The sequence below is a fragment of the Azospirillum sp. A23 genome (assembly GCF_042938965.1).
Lineage (GTDB): Bacteria > Pseudomonadota > Alphaproteobacteria > Azospirillales > Azospirillaceae > Azospirillum > Azospirillum melinis.
In genome coordinates this window covers 259,081-278,172 of record NZ_CP170665.1, presented here as the reverse complement: position 1 = coordinate 278,172, position 19,092 = coordinate 259,081, and the positions used below count along the sequence as shown (strand labels likewise).

Here is a 19,092-nt window from a genome sequence, read left to right as displayed (position 1 = left end):
GCATGCTGATAGGATCGGAAAAAATGGGGGAGCCCGCCGAGGTGGCGGAGCCGGGGTTGCGGGTCGTGTTCCACAACCCGTTCGCGCCGGATGCCGTGTTCGCCGAACGCGAGCTGGCGCTGCGGATGCTGTGGGCGGCCCAGGCCAAGGGATGGGACGCGGCCGTTCTTCACCGGGCGGCGGACATTGAGGCGTTCGACCCGGACATCGTCGTCTCCCTGCATCCTCAAGTCACGCCGAAGCTGACCCGCCACTTCACCGTGGCTTGTCATTGGAATCCGCCGTCATTTTATGCGGGCAACCGGGTCGCCGAGCAGAACGAGCGCTCCTACGATGGCTGGCTGGTGGCCAGCGAGGAACTGCGCCGTCATGTGGAGGAGCTTTTCTGGCCCACCGCCCGTCCGCTGCTGACTGCACCCATCTATCCCAGCGCCCAGACGCTCCCCCTGGAGCCCCGCCTCTCGGCGGGCAGCCAGCTCTTCTACATCGGCTCCAACTGGGACGGCCGGCGTTTCCCCTCTTTGCTGTCCAGGCTGGCCGACGCCGGCGTTCTTGCCTTGCATGGTCATCCCAGCCGCTGGAGCCATATGGCGGCGGCCTTCGCCGGAGAGTCGCCGTTCGACGGCCGGACAGTCTTGGAGCAGGCCAACCGCTGCGGCCTTGGTCTGTGTTTGCACCTGCCGCCTCATGTCGACGCCGGCATTCCCAACATGCGCGTCTTCGAACTGGCCGCTGCCGGCGCACTGATCGTCGCCGATCGCCATCCCTTCATCGTGCAGGCCTTCGGCGACACCGTGCTGTATGTCGATACGGCATCCGGCGAAGCTGGGGTGGCGGAGCAAATCCTGGGCCAGGTCGCCTGGGCGCGTGCCCATCCGGGCGAGGGGCGGGCCATGGCTCGTGCGGCGCAGGAGATTTTCCGGACGCGCTTCAGCCTGGATGTGCTTTTCGACGAGCTTCCCGCCCTGGCTTCAGCCGGCCTGACCACTGCACGGCCGGCTGAAGCCAGGGCGGGAAGTTCGGTCGATCTCGTGCTTCCGGTGCGGCCTGACGACTGGGCCGACGCGCAAGCCCGGATCGAAGCCGTGGCGGCCCAGCAGGGAAGCGGACCGGTTGGTCTTGTGCTGGTCTCGTCGGAGGAAGTGCCGGCGCTGGAGCGGGCGGTGGCTGCCAGGCTGGGGAGCGTGCGGACGGTGCGCCTGTCCTTTGGCCTGCCCGCTTCGGCCGCTCTGTGGGCCGGATTGCGGGCGGCCCGGGCCGACTGGGTCGGTGTTCTTCCGGTCGGAAGCCGCCCTTTCCCCAACCATGTCGCGACCCTGTTGAAGGCGGCGGAAAAGCTGGATGCCGAGGCCGTTTACAGCGGCGCGCTGCAGCCCATGCGAGCGGGGGAAGCGCCGGATTGGCAGCAGGCGGAGGCACTGCCGGTTCCCATCGGCTTTTCCGCCATAGACCTCACCAACCCAGCGACGGTCGCTGCCGGCCTTCATGTGGCCACGCTTCTTGTGCGACGGGAGCGTCTTCGGCCAATCCTGCATCGGGATCCCGGGCTGGACGATGCCTGGGGCGCCTTCCTGGCCCATCAGATCGCCTGCCGCTGCGGGTTGGGGAACAGTGGCCTTCTAACCATGAGAACGAATTGGCGGGCTGATCGCGGCGTGGAGGCGGAGAGCGCCCGCCTTGGTCGTCTGACCGCGTTGACGATGCCTTCTGCCAAACCTTGCACCGACCTGGAAGGTGGGAGCACGGCCCCTTGTCCCCTTACCGCGCCATCGGATCTCGACCCTGACCTCGCGGCTCGCCTGCCTCGACTCGTGACAGCGGCGGATTTCGCAGCGCTGCCTGGCGACCGCCCCATCTATGTTTATGGGGCTTCCCGTGGAGGTCGGATTGTGCAGCTCGAAATCGCCAAGTGGGACCATCTGGCCTTCGCCGGCTTTCTTGACGGCATGAAGAATGGCGAATGTTGGGGTGTTCCCATTGCGCGGCCTGAGAGTATGGGGAAGGTGTTGAGGGATGCCAGAATCATTATTGCCAGTCAGTATGTGTCGGAAATCGCCAAGAGACTTTTGGCTTTGGAGCTTGTCCAACCATACAATGCTTACCCATTTATTGCGTTACACCTGTCGCCCTAAAAATCCGTCGGAAATTTCTTCATCTTGACAGAAGAAATGGCCATTTGAGCGCTGCCGTCAGCCCGTCGCAAGAAATTTTTTCATCTCTTTGGGAAATCTTCTGAAATAAGAAGCTGTTTCGTATTTGATACAAAGAACAATTACTGACTAATTGAATGTGTATTTTCATCTGTATTCTGTTAGTTATTTTATTATAAAATAAAATATTAAAAGATATAATAAAAATAATTACCTTGCAAATGTATTTTTCGATGTTTTTCTTGGATTTTTCAGCCGCTTCCGTGATGCTTCCTTGTTGCCTAACTGTGTGCAGGGTGCCTGGATGAATGAATTAACTATCAGTTAACTAGGTGAGAGGCAAGGTGTGAGAACATTCTTCGACTGCGCGTTTCATACCGACCGAAAGTGCACACCCAATGTCTAAAATCGATAAGATGGCAGGAAAGCGGGTTCTGATCACAGGTGGGTTGGGATTTATTGGCGCGAACCTGGCAATCCGTCTTGTCGAGGAGGGCGCAGATGTCCTTTTGGTCGACAGCCTGATCCCTCTTTATGGCGGTATGCTTTTCAACATCCAACCGGTTCGCGATCGGGTTCGTGTCAATATATCCGATTTGCGGGATCGGCATAGCCTGCCGGCTTTGGTCAAAGATAGGGACATCATCTTCAATCTTGCTGGACAAACCAGCCATATGGATTCCATGGAGGATCCATTCACGGATCTGGATATCAATTGCGCCTCACAGCTTAGTCTTCTGGAGGTCTGCCGACAATGCAACCCAGAAGTAAAGCTTGTTTTTGCCAGCACAAGGCAGCTTTACGGACGCCCACAATATCTTCCTGTGGATGAAAGTCACCCGATCGTCCCGGTGGATGTCAATGGAATCAACAAGGCAGCCGGAGAATTCTACCATATCCTCTATAACAATGTGTATGGAATACGATCTGTTGTCCTTCGGTTGACGAATGTCTATGGACCAAGGATGCGTATCAAGGACGCGCGCCAGACTTTTCTTGGCATCTGGATTCGGCAGGCATTGGAGGGCAGGCCAATCGAGGTGTGGGAGGGGGCACAGAAGAGGGACTTTAATTATGTGGAGGATGTGATCGACGCTCTGATCGTTGCCGCATCCAATGAGGCGCTCAATGGCGGAACGTTCAACATCGGCGGCTCCGAAGTGATTTCTTTGAGGGAGGTCGCCGATCTTATTGTGCGCAACCAACCGGGTGCGACCTACGAGATCAAGGAATTCCCGGCCAGTCGCAAGAAAATCGATATCGGTGATTATTACACGAACTCGGAAAAATTTTCCGGCGCCACCGGCTGGGCGCCACGCATAGGTCTGGCCGACGGCATCATGCGGACTATGGCGTATTATCGGGATAATTTGTCCCATTACATATAGATTGCTTTGTATCCATTCTGCCATTTTCTGGAAAGATTGGTGAATGCCGAAAGCCGTGCCAAACGCTGAGGGAATGTTGCCGCAATACGCTCCTATTGCTCTGTTCGCCTATCGCCGACCAGACCATCTGCGCCGTACGCTGGACGCGTTGCAGAGGAATGATCTTGCCTCTTCAACCCCGTTGCTGATCTTTTGCGATGGCGCGGCAAGCGCGGTGGATCAACCCGCTGTCGATGCTGTTCGACGGCTGGCTGCTGCGGTGACCGGTTTCGCCAGTGTCGAGGTCGTGCGTCAGCCCCGCAATCTTGGGCTTGCTCAATCCATCATCTCCGGAGTGTCAGCGGTGACCGCCGCTTATGGGCGTGTCATCGTTGTCGAGGATGATCTGGTGGTGGCCCCGCACTTCTTGCGTTTCATGAATGATTCTTTGGTTCGTTATGCCGATGACACGCGGATCGCCAGCGTGAACGGGTACATGTATCCCTTGCCCGGAGCGGCTCCGGACCTGTTTTTCCTGCGGGATGCGGATTGCTGGGGGTGGGCGACCTGGAAAAGAGCCTGGGATGTCTTCGATGCAGATGGCCCGCGCCTGCTTCAAGAGTTGCAGGTGCGAGGCTTGGCCAGCTTCTTCGACTTCGACGGCGGTTATCCGTATATGGATATGCTGCGCGATCAGATTGCCGGCCGAAACAATTCCTGGGCGATCCGCTGGCGCGCCTCGGTGATTCTTGCCGATATGCTCTCTCTCTTTCCAGGACAGTCCCTGGTCCACAACATCGGTATGGATGGAAGCGGCGAACATTGCAGCGCCTCAACCGTCTATGACACACATATCCGTATGACACCGGTTCCTCTGACCGACATTGCGGTTGAACACAGCCCGAAAATGTTTCAACTTATTCGCGATTTTCATCGTCACCAACGCGGTATCTGATAACAAAGAACGCACGGATGATCATTTAAGAGAACGGGCTGCACGGGATGATGGACGCACACAATCTCAAGGATTTACCGCGGCAAGGCATCGTCTATGTTTACGGCGCCGGTGACGGCGGCCTGATGATCAAACGCAAGCTTGAGCGATTCTACGCTTTCCGGATTTCCGGCTTCGTCGACGCACGCCAACGGGGTGAACTGGACGGGTGTCCCATCCTGCAGCCTGAACAATTGGCCGCTACGGTGGCGCGGGACGCCGGGATCATCATTGCCAGTCAGAGCTATTCGGACATCGGTCGCTTCCTTGCGAATGCCGGGTTCTCAAGGGTCGTCAATGCCTTTCCCTACATGACCAACCATGTTGATGACGTTCGTTACCGGCCGCTTACGGAGGTGACGGACCGTGAGATCGCACGTCTGAGAGACAGCGGGATGGACATCGCGGGCCTCGAGGCCGGCACGCTGCTCAATGATGCGCTGTTTCGCGGTCTTATGCGCCGGGCCTCTTGGAAATGCCGCCTGGTTTTGATGGACTGCCTTGTCGCCGGCAGTTGGCCGTCCGCACTCAACGATGGAAAGCTGGCTGCCTTGATCGACATGGTCGGGGATTTCGTCGCCAGCGTGTTGTCGGATCTTGGGCGTGACGCCAGCGGTACGATGGAGGCTGCAGTGCTGTCAGCCCTTTCAAGCGATGCCGTAGACCTTGCACAGGCCAGCGAATGGCGGGTGGCAAATCCAGGGCGGGAAACGGACATCAACGCCCTGTTGATGGAACTCCCTGCGTTGAGCCGCCTTTTGCCGTTCGGCGGTCGCGGCCATTGTGCCCTGTTCGGCATGCCGGCTGCGGCGACCGCCGTATCGGCTACGCCGTTCCATGAACTGAGCTATACCCTTCACCGCAGCCACATGGAGGCAACGCTCGACGATCCGGAGAGGGAACTTATTCAAGCCTCTTGGTTCGATGAAAGCAATGCGAACTATGTTTTGCAGCACCGTCTCTATGGAGCGGCTGTTTGCTTGCGCCAAGGCGGCGATGCCAGTTGGCTGACAGTCGGGGACGGGCGTTTCGGGTTGGATGCGCTCCATGTCTCCCGCTGCGGGTTCTCCTCGGTCATCGCCTCCGACATCTCGGACACGCTGCTGAAGGAGGCTGCCCGCTATGGTCAGGACATTCCGTACCAGGTCGAAAATGCCGAGGCGTTGAGCCTGTCCTCAGATTCGGTCGATTACGTCCTCTGCAAAGAGGCCTATCATCATTTCCCACGCCCAATGATCGCACTTTACGAAATGCTTCGTGTGGCACGACAGGGCGTCGTTCTGGTGGAGCCGCAGGATCCATTGATCGACCCCCCGGTCCTTCTGGATCATATTGAGCGGTATAATTACGAAACATCCGGGAACTACGTTTATACGGTTTCCCGGCGTGAGATGGTCAAGGTCGCCGCTGGATTGAATTTTCCCGCGATCGCCTTCAAAGGCATCAACACGGCTTACATTCGGGGGTGCGAATTCAGTCCGGCCAGTCCGGTGTCGCCGATCTTCATCGATCTCATGGCGCAATTGCGCGAGAAGGATGAGAATTGCCGCTTGGGGCGTACGAAACACGACATTCTCATGATGGTGTTCTTCAAGAGGGAGCCAACCGAAGCCGTTCGGCAGGCGCTGCAAGGGGATGGCTGGGATGTGACGGGGCTTCCGCGCAATCCCTTCCTCAGGCCTTCGCCGTGACAGGACAGTCTCTCGACATCACAACCACCGACTTCCGGTGCGTGAGCTGCGGCAGCACCGGGGCTTGGCCGCAGTCTTTGACGGTCGAGGTGAGCCGAACCGTTGCCGGGGCTTTGCGTTGTCCGGTTTGTGGTGCGGATGTCGATGCGCTGTGGGGGGTGCCCTTTTTCGGGGCGTATGAAACCGGCGATCTGTTTCTGCTCATGGAGGTGGCGGAAATGGAGTGCAAACTCTCCTGGTGTCAGAGGCCGCTGGAGCGCAAAGAAAGGTCTGAGTTCAACCGATTCGTTGCCAACGACGCTCTGCTGGCGGAGCATCACCGATCGGTCAGCAGGGCAAACCGTGCTTTCCAGGAGACGGACCGGGAAACGGGTGATTGGATCGCCTGCCGGTATGATGAGTGGCGGGAATTGCGCATTCTTCTTCAGGGCATCTCTCTGGCCGGCAAGCGCGTTCTGGTTGTCGGGGCGGGATGTGGCGTTGATGCGGCCCGCCATGTCGCTGCCGGTGCCGAGGTCACCGCCTTGGAGGCAAGCCCGGTCCTGGCCGCGATGGGCTTGCGCTTCCTCCCCGACATACGCTGGGTCGGTGGCTTCTCGCATATTCTGCCCTTTGCCGACCAATCCTTCGATTGGGTCTTCTGCAATGCGGCACTGCATCATATGGGAGACGTGCGCCGCGGGATCGAGGAGATGATTCGGGTTGTCCGTCCCGGCGGTGGCTTGGTGACGACCTCCGACCCTTACCGGGCCTCGCATCAGACCCTGGCGGATGAGTTGGCTGTCTTCAACGCACATAAAGCCGTTCTGCGCGGCGTGAATGAGAGCCTTCCATCGATCGACGATCTTCTCGGCCCTTTGGAGGCCATGGGCGATGCCGTGACGACCATGGTGTTGAGCAACTCCCTCTCGGATCTGCCGGGCAGGCCGGGGACAAGCACCTTTCGGCGGACGTGGTCGCTTGAGCAAGCGGGACCCGTCCTGCGTGCCCATGCCGGCTCGCTTGCCTTGCGCGTGTCGGTTCATCGGTCCCCGCCTTTGCCGGAGCAGCGCCAGAGTCGTGGCTGGGTTCGACCACTCGACATAGCCCGATGGCTGGAAAGTGGGAGACGGATTTTGCCCAGCCTCGCCCGCCGCCTTCCGCCGCATCTTGCCGAATCCCGGTTCGAGGATGTCGAGCACTCAAAATTCCTGCTGTTGAATGGCTGGCAGGCCAAAACCCAATCGGCCCCCCATCGAACCATGTACCAGTGCGGGCGCTGGTTCTTCCGGCGGTCCGACGATCAGGACAGCCTGAACATCGAGGTGCTGGCTCCTGATTTCGGATGGGCGCCGCCCATTCGCCTTCGGGTGCGGATCGACGACGAGGTTTGTCGGGATATGCCCCTGCTGCGTGGGGTTTGGACACGGGTCAGCGTCCCGCTAGAAGGCGTCGGGAGTGGCGACTGCTTCGCGGTCGAATTGATTGCGGATACGGATGGACAGCAGTTCGGCCAGTCCGTCTTGCGGGTTCGCCGCCTGGAGCTGGGACAGCCGATCGCCGAAACGCCCCCAGGAATCGCGGATGTCCAGGATGCCGGTCTGGATGCGCTGGTGGCGGTTGTGTTGCATGGCATGGATCACGTTGGTGTGATCACTCACCCCTTGCAGGACTTGGTCAGCCCGTTGGCCGTCAGGCTCATCGAGGCCGGCATAAGGATCGATGCGCTCGTGCCGGATGGGCAGGACAGCGTTTATCGAGGGGAGCCCGGCATTCAGATCGTCGCGACCTACCCCGATCCTTTGTTCGCTCCAAGCATGATCGCCCCGCCCCTCCCCATTCAATTGGTTGTGGCAGCCGATGCTGAGGCAGCCCGCGACCTGAACCGCCTTCTGCCCACCAACCCGGAACCGCGCTATGCCGTACTGACGGATGGGAGGGTTCTGGTCTTGCGGTGACACACGCATTCCCTCTATGCCTGTTGGGATTGACGGCAACCATTGCCTGTTGATGCATAAACAAGACGATGGACCGGGAGAGTCCGGGCGAGCAGGATTTCGAAATATACAATGAGCTTGACGGCAGAAAAGCACGGTCTCAATATTATTTTGAAGTCCATTGGTAAACGTTTGTTAATTTATTGTCTGTTACCAAATCTTTGAATGATGGGTTCTCATCGGAGTTGAAGGCGGGATCATGACAGGCGCTGGTAGCTACGAAAATCAAGCCATCGTTGATGTGGTCTTCCAGAAGACCAGCAGGGTCGTTGCCGACATGGCACGCTATCCCCTCCCGGCAAGCGATATGGCGACACTCATCATGGCGATCCTTGCCGCCAGTCGGGACGCCTGCGACGCGCCTGTGCGCGTGTTGGACTTCGGCGGTGCCGCCGGCATCCATGCCTTCACCTTTCGGCATGCTTTCCCAGAAATGCCCCTGCGATGGGCCGTGGTTGAGACGGCGGCGATGGCCGAGCAATGCCAGTCGCTTGCGGATGAGGGGCTGCGATATTTCAACAGCATCGAGGATGGGCTTGGGTGGTTGGGCGGCGTCGACGTCGTGAATTGCTCCAGCGCAATCCAGTATGTTCCCGATCCCGAAGTGACTGTCCGTCGCCTGCTTGCCTCCGCACCACGCTATGTCTCCATGAGCCGCACCCCTTTGTGCAAAGGAGAGCGCCATACGCGGATACAGACTTCCATGTTGGGAGACAATGGTCCGGGACCTCTGCCAGAGGGAATGGAAAATTATGAAATTTCCTATCCCGTCACATTTGTGAATCGCGCGAATTTCTTCGCGCTGTTCGAACCTCAATATCGGCGTATTGTATCTCTTGATCTGAAGCCATTTGGGATGGAAGAAAATGGCATTCCGATTATGCAGTTCAATTGCCTGTTCAAACGGACATCCTGATCTAAATTAGCAATATTTTCAATGCCGATCACAGGAAGCGCCATGTCTTGTTGTTACGGTTGTTTTGACTCTGACGCCAAGCTTGAGCGTTATATGGATAGCGATGATAGAATCTTTTTCGAAGCCGGCGTGAATGACGGAGTCACCCAGAGCAACACACGGTATTCCGAGGAACGTCGGGGTTGGCGCGGCATCCTTGTCGAGCCCATTCCCGAGACGTTCGATGAGTGTGTGAGAAATCAGCCTCAATCCATTGTCGAGTGGGGAGCCCTCACGCCTCTTGGTTTTGGGAAAGACGAAGTAGACCTCGTCTTTTACAACCTGATGGTCACCACCCGTGGCTGCATGTCGCCAGAGCAGGAGGCAGCCCGTTTGAAAATCGGCAAGCAATTCCTGCCGCACGACGAGATATTTGAATTCCGCGCTCCCGTTTTGACGATCAGCGGCATTCTGGACAAGCATGGATGATGATGTGCTCTATGAAATAAAGCCAGAAAAGGCTTTCCCTCTCTTGTCGTCGCCTGTTGTCGGATAAAAATCCATGGAACATTACTGCACATATTTTGATAAGAACTACCTGTCACGCGGCCTTGCTCTGCTCGACTCCCTGCGGCGTCATGCGACTCCTTTCCACCTCCATATTCTGTGCCTCGACGCTGAAACTCATGCCCACTTCCTGCAACGACCCAGTCTCGATGTCACCCCTGTGGCGCTGGAGACGCTGGAGGCTTTCGATCCGGCTTTGCTGGAGGCGAAGGCCAATCGACGGAAAGTCGAATATTATTTCACCTGCACCCCAGCATGGTGCCTTTTCCTTCTGAAGACCCGGCCGGATACCGGTCGCCTCACCTATCTGGATGCGGACATCTCCTTCTTCCTGTCCCCGTCCCTGATCTTCGATGAGATCGCCAACAGCTCGGTGGCGATCATCCCGCATCGTTTCTCGGCGGTGAATTACCGGACGCGCATTGCCGGCATTTTTAACGTCGGTTGGATCACATGGCGGAGGGATCGAACGGGCCTCTCCTGCCTGGAGGAGTATCGGTGCAAGTGCCTGGACTGGTGCTACGATTATCATGACGGCACCCGCTTTGCCGACCAGCGTTATCTCGACGACTGGCCGTCGCGCTATCCCAATGTCCACATCATCGAAAGCAAGGGCGCGAACTTGGCGCCTTGGAACATCGACACCCATTTGCTGACGGTGCGCGACGGAGCGGTGTTCGTTGATGATGAGCCGTTGATATTCTATCACTTTCATGGCCTCAAGCAGGGGGCAGACGGCCGCTTCAACCGGGACATCGAGGGCTATGTGCGGAACAGCCGCGCGCCGGACGAGCGGGCTTTGGACCTCATCTACACACCCTATGAACACATCATCGCGCCGCCATCGGGCACTGGGGGGCAAGCCCCGGCCGACATCCGCTATGCGGCGCCTGGCCACCCGCATGCCGGGCTTCCGGAGTGGGAATATCTTCCAGACGGATGGGTGCCGGTCGGCGACGCCGTGCCGGGATGGAATGTGCAAAGCGTCGTCGACGCCTTGGAGGTCCGCCTGCAGATCATGCAGCGGCGACGGCAGGCCACCGTTCCGCTCGGCAGTGACCTTGCCATGCACAACAGTTTGCTGTCGTTCGGCTATGTCGCCGCCCGGGCGGCTCGCGGCGGGCCGCTGTCCGTGCTGGACTGGGGGGGCGGCCTCGGCATTCATGCCGTGGCCGCCCAACTGCTGATGCCAGAGATTGAGATCGCGTTTCATTGTCATGAGGTGCCGCTGGTCGCCGCGCGGGGACGGGAGCTCCTGCCGGAAATCCATTTTCTGGATGATGACGCCGCGACGTTTGGCCGTCGTTATGCGTTGGTGATGGCGAACAGCGCCCTACACTATGCTGAGGACTGGAGGGCCGTGCTTCGCAAGCTGGCGGGAAGCACTGGGGAGTGGCTGTATGTATCGCGGCTTCCCATGGTCATGAGCGTTCCATCCTTCGTGACTCTGCAGCGGCTTTTCCACACCGACTACCGGACGGCCTCTCCGGGTTGGGCGATCAATCGTTTGGAATTCCTCCAGATTTTGTCGGATATGGGATTCTCTTTGGAGCGCGAGTTCTTCTTTCCGGACCGTCCCTTTATCCCTGATGCCCCCGAACATGTCGAATATTGCGGGTTCCTGCTGCGCCGTGGGCTGCCGCATTCTCCGGTCATGGAGTGAACAGCGTGATCAATGTCTGGAGCTATCTTGAAGAGTATGATGCCCTTCGGACGGAGATTCTGGAGGCGGTCGATGCGACCTTCCGGTCCGGCCGGCTGATCCTCGGGGAGCGGGTGTCCCGGTTCGAAGCCGATTTCGCCGCCTATTGCGGGGCACGCTTTGGGATCGGGGTGGACAACGGCACCAATGCGATCACCTTGGCGTTGCGCGCTCTTGGCATCAAGCCGGGAGATGAGGTGATAACCACGGCCAACACCGCTGTTCCAACCGTCTCGGCCGTTGTCGCCGCCGGTGCGGTGCCGCGCTTCGTCGATATCGACCCAGCGACCGGACTGATGGATGTGGGGGCATTGACAGACGCTCTTACGGAGCAGACGCGCGCCGTTGTTCCCGTCCACCTGTATGGCCAATGCGTCGATATGAGCCAATTGATTGCAGTGGCGCGCCGCCATGGGCTGAAGGTGGTGGAAGACTGCGCGCAATCCCATGGCGCCACCCATCATGGCCGGCGCTGCGGCGCGCTTGCCGATGCAAGCGCCTTCTCTTTCTATCCGACGAAAAATCTTGGGGCCTACGGAGACGGCGGCCTGGTGACCACCGACGATGACGAGGTTGCCTCACGGTTGCGGCGGTTGCGCGTTTACGGCATGGAGAGCACGTATTTCGCAGAAGAGCACGGCTATAATTGCCGCCTCGACGAGGTTCAGGCCGCGATCTTGTCCGTGAAGCTGGCCCATCTTGACACCCAAAATGCCCAGCGCCAAGCCCTTGCGCGCTTCTATGACGAGGCCCTTGCCGACACATCCCTCCAGTGTCCGGTGGTCTCACCGGGAAATGAGCATGTCTATCATCTCTATGTGGTGCGGCATCCAGAGCGTGACCGGATCATGCACACCCTGAAAGCACAAGGGATCAATCTTGCGATCCATTACCCGCACCCGATCCATGTCATGCCGGCGTACCGGTCATTGGGATACCGCGAGGGCGACCTGCCGGTGACCGAGGCGGCTGCAAAGGAGGTCTTCTCACTGCCGCTTTATCCCGCTTTCACCCAGGAGGCCCAGCAACGCGTCTGCGCCGCCTTGCGCAACGTGGTTGGATAACAAAGCCGATGCTGACGCTCTTCTCGGTGCCGAAGCCCTTCGTCGGACATATCGGCGTCATCCAGCGCAATGCCATCCGCAGCTGGATGCAGATCGAACCACGGTCCGAAATCATCCTGTTCGGCGATGAAGCCGGAGTCGCCGAGATGGCGCGGGAGCATGGGCTGACACATGTTCCAGCCTTGCGTCTCACGTCTTTCGGAACGCCATTGATCGACGACATTTTCCGTAAGGCGCAGGACCTCGCGGCAAACCCATTTCTCTGCTACGTCAATGCCGACATTATCCTGCCTCCGGACATCGGTCAGCTTGCCCCGGCCGTCGCCGCGCTTCATCCGAATTTTCTCATGGTCGGGCAACGCATCGATGTCGACATCAGCCATGAGCTTGATTTTGCAGGCGATTGGCGCGCCGAGTTGAGCGCTTTGTCTGCTGGAGCCACATGGCATGATGTTCATGGCATTGACTTCATGATCTTTCGCCGCCACGGACTTCGGGGATACATGCCGCCTTTCGCGGTCGGCAGGGTCATGTGGGACAACTGGATGATGTATTGGGCCCGAATACTCGGTCTCCTGGTTCTGGATGTCACGCTTGCTCTCCGCTGTTATCACCAAAACCATGACTATGCGCACGCCATGGCTCCGCCGGGTGGCAATGACGACATCTACGGTGAGCCGCGCCTGCAGACCCCTGAACAAAACCGGAACAAGCTGCTCGCCTTCCACGAGATGTTCGCCTTCAACATCGGGGATGCCACCCACTGTCTCGTCGACGGCCGCATCTTGCCCTCGGTCCATCGCGGATGGCGCCCGCGCGCGGCTTCGCGGCAAGCATTGCCGTTTGGATGCCAATGGCTTCCGGCGCCCGATGTCCTATCGCGCCAAGTCCTCTACAATCAGTTCGAACCGAATGAGGTCGCGTTTGTCCAAGCCTTCCTGAAGCCCGGGATGGTGGCTGTCGATGTTGGAAGCCATCATGGCTTCTACACCCTGCTTGCCTCCATGCTGGTGGGGGAGGAAGGCCGTGTTCTGGCTGTCGAGGCGTCCCCCCGGGAATTCGTCCGGCTACGGATGCATCTTGCCCTGAACGATCGCACGAATGTTGTCGCCTGGGAGGGCGCGCTGGGTGCGGAAGAGCGGCAGGGCGTGTTGCGCGTCCGGCTCGATACGGAAAGCGGCCTGAATGGATTGAGGGCCTCTTTGATGCCGCCGGTCCCCGTGACTTTCGTACCCTGCACTGTTGGTACGCTTGACGCGGTTCTGGTCGAGACGGGATTCGATCGCGTCGATCTTCTCAAGATCGATGTCGCCGGCGGCGAGACCGACGTTATCGAGGGGGCCACGGCTCTGCTCTCCCGGTTCCCGCGGCCCATTATTCTCTGCGACATGGATGAGCGGTTGGCCAGGTCCTATGGAGAGTCCAAGGTCGCGCTTTATCGCCAGCTCGCGGGTGAGGGTTTCCATTGGTTCATCGCAGGCGACGGGGGCATACTCCTGGAGGCGGGACCGGACTTCTGCAGCGGACCTCTTATCGCCGTGCCGGAGGAGCGCTTGGCCGATGTTGCCTCCCTCCGCCCCGATCCCCACTGCCTTCTCTCCCCCCTTGACGATTGGGGGACCGGCACGGTCCCTCTGTTCTGCGCCCGAAACGGAGGCAGCGGGTTGCCTTGAGAACAGAGGCGAGTTCCACCATGATGCCGAGCAGGCGCCGGATGAAAACGAGAAGGACATGACCCAGCCCGTGGCTTCCGCATCACAGTCTGACCAAAAGCTCTCGCCACCGATTGACGACCGGGCATGGGCCAAACGCATCAGGGACGATGTCCTGTCCAACTACCATTATGAGATGGCGAGTGCCATCTGCCGGGAAGGCAACATGGAGGCTGCGGCGGCTGCCTTTGAGCGGGCCATTCTGGTCAATCCCGGCTGGTCGGCGCCTTATATCGGCCTGATCGACCTTTTGGAAAAGCAGGGACGGCCAAACGAACGCGCCGCTGTGGTGGATCGCGCCCGATCCATGATTCCAATCTTCGATCAGGAGGCTGAGGCCATCGCGCTTCAGTCCCAAATCAGAGTTCTTCATGAAAAAAACAGAATGGGCGAAGCCGAATCTCTTCTCGAGAAGGCTTATTTCCTTATAAAATCTCATTCTTTTCCTCCGTTTATCACGGACAGATTTAGAAAAATATTTCTCGATCATGCTCTGGCTTTGCCATGGGAAGAGCTCGACAAAGCCATCCTGTTCCTGTCTCGTATGCTGGACCTCGATCCACATTCCGATCTCGAGTCCGCGTTCGCGCTGGAGCAGATGGGGATACGCCTCCACACGCTTGGTGATTGGAAGGCGGCACGGGACGCTTATGGCAAGGCCGCCCAATTGAAGCCGAGTGCTCTAACTTTTGCCCGCATAAGCGACGCGCTCACCAACGAAATGCGCTTCCAGGAGGCTGAACGCGCGGCTCGTATGGCATTGGACATCGACGCAAAGGAGAGTGAAGCTCTTTACTGGCTGGGGGTTACACTTATTTTCCAGTCGCGGTTGGATGAAGCCGAGGCAGTGTTGGAACATGGTGTTAAGGTGTCTCCTACCCACGCTCCGCTCCATGCAGAGCTTGGCTTTGTCCGGATGCTGCAAAGTCGCCAGGATGGGGTGGAACCTTTGCTCCGCAAGGCCATTGTCATGGCCCCTCGTAACTCTACGCTATATGCGTATCTTGCTCTGTTCTTGCTACGGGAAGGAAGAATCGAAGAGTCAATCAGTATCCTGAAGGATGCTGTTCAGAATTTCCCCAAAAACGGAATTCTTTATATAAATCTTGGTCTATCTTTGCAGCTCGCTAAACGGGACAGCGAAGCTTTGGCCGCTCATCGTCGGGCGATGACGCTCAATCCCACAATGGTGGTTTTGTGGATCCTGCGCCGGGGATGGGCTGCCGATAAGCTTATTCCCGTTTACAAAGAGCTGGGGCTGGAGATTGAGACAATTGCATCTTGAACGCGACAGGGGATGATGGAGAGACGGGAAAGAGGCTCCTTCTCCGTCCCGTCCATCCAGGCGATTACCCCACGATCTTCCAAGACCCGTCGGGCTGGCGGCAGGCGGTGCCGAAGGCCTGTTCGGTGCGGCCGCCGACGACGATGGTCTGCTGGAACTCGCGGCAGTAGGAGCCGGACCCGTCATAGCCGTCGCGGACCGGCACGACGGTGCCCTGGTTGCCGGACTGCGGGTTGTTCCAGCTGATCCGCTGGCCGATCGGGGCGCTGTAGGCCTGATAGGCGGCGCGGTCGGCATATTGCTGGTCGGCGCGGTCGAGCGAGGCGCCGATCTCGCGGCCGGCGAAGGCGCCCAGCAGCGTGCCGATGCCGACCGCGACCAGCTTGCCCGAACCGCCGCCGAAGCGCGAACCGATCAGGCCGCCGGCGACGGCGCCGCCGACGGTGCCGACCCCCTCCTTGGTGCCCATCGACCCGGTCTGGCAGCCGGCCAGCGTGGTGGACAGCGCAAGCACGACGACGGCAGCGATACGGGTGGGGCGGATGTGGGCACGCATCGGAGTGAGCTTTCTTTTTTCCAAAGGGCGCTGTCTCCGTTTATAGCGCAAGCGTTGCCTTTTGTGCAGCCGGTCCATCCCGTTTTCCTGTCACATTTCCGTGCGGTCCAGCCTTGTCTGAACGTGAACGGGTCCCTTGCCATCCCCCTGCCCCTCCGGCTATTGAAGTGGAATATTTTCACCACCATGAAGGGTGATCGCATGGCGGTCTACCAGGGAACCCTGCCATTGATGGGCGGCCTGTCGATGCGTCATCCCCGGCCTTCGGACGATGATTTCCTGCTGGGGCTGTTCATGGATGCCCGCCCCTGGCTTGCCCAGGCCCACCAGGACCGCGATTTCATCCGCACGCTTTACGAACAGCAATACAGTGCTATGCGGATCGGGCAGGAAACCCGTTATCCGCAGCATCTGGATTTCGTCGTCGAGAAGGTAGGACAACCGGTCGGCCGGATCGTCATGGATCTGGGACGCTGGGACTGGCGCGTGGCGGAGGTCGAGATCCACAAGCTCGCCCGCGGCAAGGGCATCGGCACCGATCTGCTGCGCAGCCTTCAGGGCTCGGCGATGCAACTGCGCCTGCCGATGACCCTGTCGGTGAGCGAGACGGACACGCGCGTCCACTGGTTCTATCACCGGCTGGGATTCGACCTGCTGGTACAGGCCCCGCCGATGCTGGAACTGATCTGGCTGCCGCCCGGCCATCCGGGCATCCAGCATCTGCCGCCGCAGATCCTGCCGCCCCAGATGCGGCAGGGCGGCGTGGCCTGATCCTGGCCCCTCCTGCCGCGTCTTACCGGCAACGCAACGAAAAACGCCGTTCCCACAGGAGGGGAACGGCGGTTCGGACAGGCGCGTTCCCGGAAAACCGGTCAGTTGAACACGAGTTCGAAGCAGGCTCGGACCGGGTCGCGCGGAACCGTCCGCACGACATAGAAAGGCCCCATCGGCCCATCGACCGGGTGGTCGATCAAATAGCTGCCGTTCCACAGCTCGCTGTTTCCCGGTGTCTCGAACTTCAGGGCAAAGGATGTCCGCTTCGCCCAGCGGGGAGTGAACTCCGGCCGTTCCGCGACCACGGTCAGCTCGACCTCGACGATCGGGGATCCATCCTCCGGCGCCAGGAAGCGGAAAGTCTGGCCGACATGGGGGACGAAGCGTTCGGCGGACAATGTGCTGTAATCGGCGGTCATGGCAGGCGTTCCGGAGACAGGGTGGCGTTCCGCAGGTTTTGCGGATCGAAAACGCCCCGGCCCGCGGAACGCGGAACCGGGGCGTCAGCCTATCGTCAGTCGCGGGTCGGGAAAAGACCCATGGTGACGATGTACATGGTGACCGCCAGATACGGCTGCAGATTGTTGATGGGCGTCGGATTCGCCACACCGCCGCCCGGCGATACGGTGACCGTGCCGCCGCCGCCGCCGGACACCGTGACGGTGCCGGTGGCGGTGCCGGTCAGGTTCGAGCCGGCGCCGGGATTGGCCGAGAGGTAGGGACCGGTGGTGTTGAAATTGCCGCCATTGGGGTCTTCCACCGCGACGCCGCCCAGCCAGTTGTTGCCGGCGGCCGGGGTGGCCGATCCGTTCGTCGCGGAGCCCACCGGGATCGACACGGTGGCGTTGATGGTGGACGAGGAGGAACCGCCGCCCGGCGTGAAGCTGGCGGCGTGGATGTGCGCCGGCAGGTTGGTCTGGGTGAGCGTGGTGGACGCCGATCCGCCGAAAGAGGCGACGTTCACGGTCGCGTTGCCCAGATACGGGCTGACGCCGGCGCCGACAAGGACGCGACCGCGCAGATCCGGCATCTTGAAGTTCGGGCTGGTGCCGCCGTACAGGGTGCCGATGATCGCAAACAGCGCCTGATTCTGCCCCTGGGGCAAATCCTGACCCCAGCACTGAACGGTGCCCTGCGGTGCGAAGGTGCCGGCGAACGGGAAAATCAGGCCGAGATAAGCATCCATGACGAAACCTCCGATATGTTTAAGGTTGATTGAAGCGCGCAATGACGCGCCGCCACGAGAATGGCGGAGAAGGCGCTGTCCCGGCTGGCTGCCGCCTCTCTCAACATCGCCTTCAAGAAGGCGGGGGCCGGAAAGCTCCGCAGATCAGTGTCTGAACGGGCTGGATCCGGCCTCTTGCGCTGATGGCGTCAGACGGGTCGGCGCTCCTCTGAAAGCCTTTGCGCGGACGAGGATGAGAGAGGTGGCGGCAGGGCCGGCAAGGAGCCGAACGGCCAAGTCGGCATCCGCAGTTGTCCGCGGGCATGCCGATGGGCACGTTGCCCCTCCAGCCAGCCGTCAGTCGCGGGTCGGGTAAAGCCCCATGGTGACGATGTACATGGTGACCGCCAGATACGGCTGCAGATTGTTGATGGGCGTCGGATTCGCCACACCGCCGCCCGGCGATACGGTGACCGTGCCGCCGCCGCCGCCGGACACCGTGACGGTGCCGGTGGCGGTGCCGGTCAGGTTCGAGCCGGCGCCGGGATTGGCCGAGAGGTAGGGACCGGTGGTGTTGAAATTGCCGCCATTGGGGTCTTCCACCGCGACGCCGCCCAGCCAGTTGTTGCCGGCGGCCGGGGTGGCCGATCCGTTCGTCGCGGAGCCCACCGGGATCGACACGGTGGCGTTGATGGTGGACGAGGAGGAACCGCCGCCCGGCGTGAAGCTGGCGGCGTGGATGTGCGCCGGCAGGTTGGTCTGGGTGAGCGTGGTGGACGCCGATCCGCCGAAAGAGGCGACGTTCACGGTCGCGTTGCCCAGATACGGGCTGACGCCGGCGCCGACAAGGACGCGACCGCGCAGATCCGGAAGGTTGAAATTCGACGTAGTATTGCCACCATAAATATTATAAATTATCGAAAATAGCGCCTGGTATTGCTGCACGGCCATTTGCTGTCCCCAGCATTGGGCGGTGCCATACGGCGCGTAGGTGCCGGCGAACGGGAAAATCAGGCCGATATAGGCGTCCATAATGAACTCTCCGAACCGATTGATGCCAACTGAAAACGGCGACGAGCACCCGCCGGTTGGAAGGGAGGCCTCGCGCTGACAAGGTGGATAAAGTACATGAATATTCTCCAATAGCGTTAGTTAATCCGCATCGTCCAAGCAAAAGTTACTTTTCCTTCAATT

Annotated in this window: 16 protein-coding genes; 12 read left to right on the top strand and 4 right to left on the bottom strand. The window is 59.8% G+C overall.

Annotated elements, in window-relative coordinates; translation table 11 throughout:
- The first annotated feature begins 2 nt into the window (after window positions 1-2).
- The 11 genes from ABNQ40_RS09135 (at window position 3) to ABNQ40_RS09085 (ending at window position 15,403) form a co-directional block, all read left to right on the top strand.
- Entirely contained in the window at window positions 3-2,132 is a 2,130-nt protein-coding gene (locus tag ABNQ40_RS09135; protein ID WP_109046800.1) for a glycosyltransferase, read from the top strand.
- 416 nt (window positions 2,133-2,548) lie between these two features.
- Entirely contained in the window at window positions 2,549-3,538 is a 990-nt protein-coding gene (locus tag ABNQ40_RS09130; RefSeq protein ID WP_109046801.1) for an NAD-dependent epimerase/dehydratase family protein, read from the top strand.
- A gap of 43 nt (window positions 3,539-3,581) precedes the next feature.
- Window positions 3,582-4,472 carry a glycosyltransferase gene (locus tag ABNQ40_RS09125; RefSeq protein WP_109046802.1) on the top strand — a complete coding sequence of 297 codons (891 nt, stop codon included), beginning with the start codon at window positions 3,582-3,584 and terminating at the stop codon, window positions 4,470-4,472.
- Between the two features lie 47 nt (window positions 4,473-4,519).
- Entirely contained in the window at window positions 4,520-6,202 is a 1,683-nt protein-coding gene (locus ABNQ40_RS09120) for a class I SAM-dependent methyltransferase (RefSeq protein ID WP_109046803.1), read from the top strand.
- A gap of 77 nt (window positions 6,203-6,279) precedes the next feature.
- A complete protein-coding gene (locus ABNQ40_RS09115; RefSeq protein ID WP_146255351.1) occupies window positions 6,280-8,139 on the top strand; it encodes a class I SAM-dependent methyltransferase in 1,860 nt (619 codons plus the stop codon).
- Between the two features lie 238 nt (window positions 8,140-8,377).
- Complete coding sequence (locus tag ABNQ40_RS09110; RefSeq protein WP_109046805.1) at window positions 8,378-9,094, top strand: methyltransferase, TIGR04325 family; 717 nt, start codon at window positions 8,378-8,380, stop codon at window positions 9,092-9,094.
- Window positions 9,095-9,115: 21 nt separating this feature from the next.
- A complete protein-coding gene (locus tag ABNQ40_RS09105; protein ID WP_146255352.1) occupies window positions 9,116-9,562 on the top strand; it encodes an FkbM family methyltransferase in 447 nt (148 codons plus the stop codon).
- Between the two features lie 73 nt (window positions 9,563-9,635).
- Window positions 9,636-11,303, top strand: a complete 1,668-nt coding sequence (locus ABNQ40_RS09100) for a hypothetical protein (RefSeq protein ID WP_109046807.1) — start codon at window positions 9,636-9,638, stop codon at window positions 11,301-11,303.
- Window positions 11,300-12,406, top strand: coding sequence for a DegT/DnrJ/EryC1/StrS family aminotransferase (locus tag ABNQ40_RS09095; protein WP_391346152.1), 1,107 nt, complete (start codon window positions 11,300-11,302; stop codon window positions 12,404-12,406). Before ABNQ40_RS09100 ends, ABNQ40_RS09095 begins: the two co-directional genes overlap by 4 nt.
- 8 nt (window positions 12,407-12,414) lie before the next feature.
- Window positions 12,415-14,079 carry an FkbM family methyltransferase gene (locus ABNQ40_RS09090; RefSeq protein ID WP_109046808.1) on the top strand — a complete coding sequence of 555 codons (1,665 nt, stop codon included), beginning with the start codon at window positions 12,415-12,417 and terminating at the stop codon, window positions 14,077-14,079.
- Between the two features lie 58 nt (window positions 14,080-14,137).
- On the top strand, window positions 14,138-15,403 hold the full coding sequence (locus ABNQ40_RS09085; protein ID WP_158285488.1) for a lipopolysaccharide assembly protein LapB: 1,266 nt from the start codon (window positions 14,138-14,140) through the stop codon (window positions 15,401-15,403).
- A gap of 64 nt (window positions 15,404-15,467) precedes the next feature.
- Here ABNQ40_RS09085 and ABNQ40_RS09080 read toward each other — a convergent pair whose 3' ends face one another.
- The gene (locus tag ABNQ40_RS09080; protein ID WP_109046810.1) at window positions 15,468-15,959 is read right to left on the bottom strand and encodes an RT0821/Lpp0805 family surface protein; all 492 of its coding nucleotides are present in this window, start codon (window positions 15,957-15,959) and stop codon (window positions 15,468-15,470) included.
- Window positions 15,960-16,145: 186 nt separating this feature from the next.
- Between ABNQ40_RS09080 and ABNQ40_RS09075 the strand changes: the two genes are divergently transcribed.
- A complete protein-coding gene (locus ABNQ40_RS09075; protein WP_247879412.1) occupies window positions 16,146-16,730 on the top strand; it encodes a GNAT family N-acetyltransferase in 585 nt (194 codons plus the stop codon).
- Between the two features lie 101 nt (window positions 16,731-16,831).
- Here the strand turns inward: ABNQ40_RS09075 and ABNQ40_RS09070 are convergent, their stop codons facing one another.
- From ABNQ40_RS09070 to ABNQ40_RS09060, 3 genes are all read right to left on the bottom strand, one after another.
- Window positions 16,832-17,152: a DUF6916 family protein gene (locus tag ABNQ40_RS09070; RefSeq protein ID WP_109046812.1), complete on the bottom strand. Its 321-nt coding sequence runs from the start codon at window positions 17,150-17,152 to the stop codon at window positions 16,832-16,834.
- 95 nt (window positions 17,153-17,247) lie between these two features.
- Window positions 17,248-17,919, bottom strand: a complete 672-nt coding sequence (locus tag ABNQ40_RS09065) for a phage tail protein (protein WP_391346147.1) — start codon at window positions 17,917-17,919, stop codon at window positions 17,248-17,250.
- 336 nt (window positions 17,920-18,255) lie between these two features.
- Window positions 18,256-18,930, bottom strand: coding sequence for a phage tail protein (locus ABNQ40_RS09060; RefSeq protein ID WP_391346144.1), 675 nt, complete (start codon window positions 18,928-18,930; stop codon window positions 18,256-18,258).
- Between the last annotated feature and the right edge of the window lie 162 nt (window positions 18,931-19,092).

Bases quoted from the DNA above. Each gene is read 5' to 3' on its own strand.
- ABNQ40_RS09110 (WP_109046805.1), top strand. From the start codon at position 8,378: ATGACAGGCGCTGGTAGCTACGAAAATCAAGCCATCGTTGATGTGGTC.
- ABNQ40_RS09065 (WP_391346147.1), bottom strand. From the start codon at position 17,919: ATGGATGCTTATCTCGGCCTGATTTTCCCGTTCGCCGGCACCTTCGCA.
- ABNQ40_RS09125 (WP_109046802.1), top strand. From the start codon at position 3,582: ATGCCGAAAGCCGTGCCAAACGCTGAGGGAATGTTGCCGCAATACGCT.
- ABNQ40_RS09105 (WP_146255352.1), top strand. From the start codon at position 9,116: ATGCCGATCACAGGAAGCGCCATGTCTTGTTGTTACGGTTGTTTTGAC.
- ABNQ40_RS09070 (WP_109046812.1), bottom strand. From the start codon at position 17,152: ATGACCGCCGATTACAGCACATTGTCCGCCGAACGCTTCGTCCCCCAT.
- ABNQ40_RS09120 (WP_109046803.1), top strand. From the start codon at position 4,520: ATGATGGACGCACACAATCTCAAGGATTTACCGCGGCAAGGCATCGTC.
- ABNQ40_RS09075 (WP_247879412.1), top strand. From the start codon at position 16,146: ATGAAGGGTGATCGCATGGCGGTCTACCAGGGAACCCTGCCATTGATG.
- ABNQ40_RS09135 (WP_109046800.1), top strand. From the start codon at position 3: ATGCTGATAGGATCGGAAAAAATGGGGGAGCCCGCCGAGGTGGCGGAG.
- ABNQ40_RS09085 (WP_158285488.1), top strand. From the start codon at position 14,138: ATGACCCAGCCCGTGGCTTCCGCATCACAGTCTGACCAAAAGCTCTCG.
- ABNQ40_RS09060 (WP_391346144.1), bottom strand. From the start codon at position 18,930: ATGGACGCCTATATCGGCCTGATTTTCCCGTTCGCCGGCACCTACGCG.
- ABNQ40_RS09080 (WP_109046810.1), bottom strand. From the start codon at position 15,959: ATGCGTGCCCACATCCGCCCCACCCGTATCGCTGCCGTCGTCGTGCTT.
- ABNQ40_RS09090 (WP_109046808.1), top strand. From the start codon at position 12,415: ATGCTGACGCTCTTCTCGGTGCCGAAGCCCTTCGTCGGACATATCGGC.
- ABNQ40_RS09130 (WP_109046801.1), top strand. From the start codon at position 2,549: ATGTCTAAAATCGATAAGATGGCAGGAAAGCGGGTTCTGATCACAGGT.
- ABNQ40_RS09100 (WP_109046807.1), top strand. From the start codon at position 9,636: ATGGAACATTACTGCACATATTTTGATAAGAACTACCTGTCACGCGGC.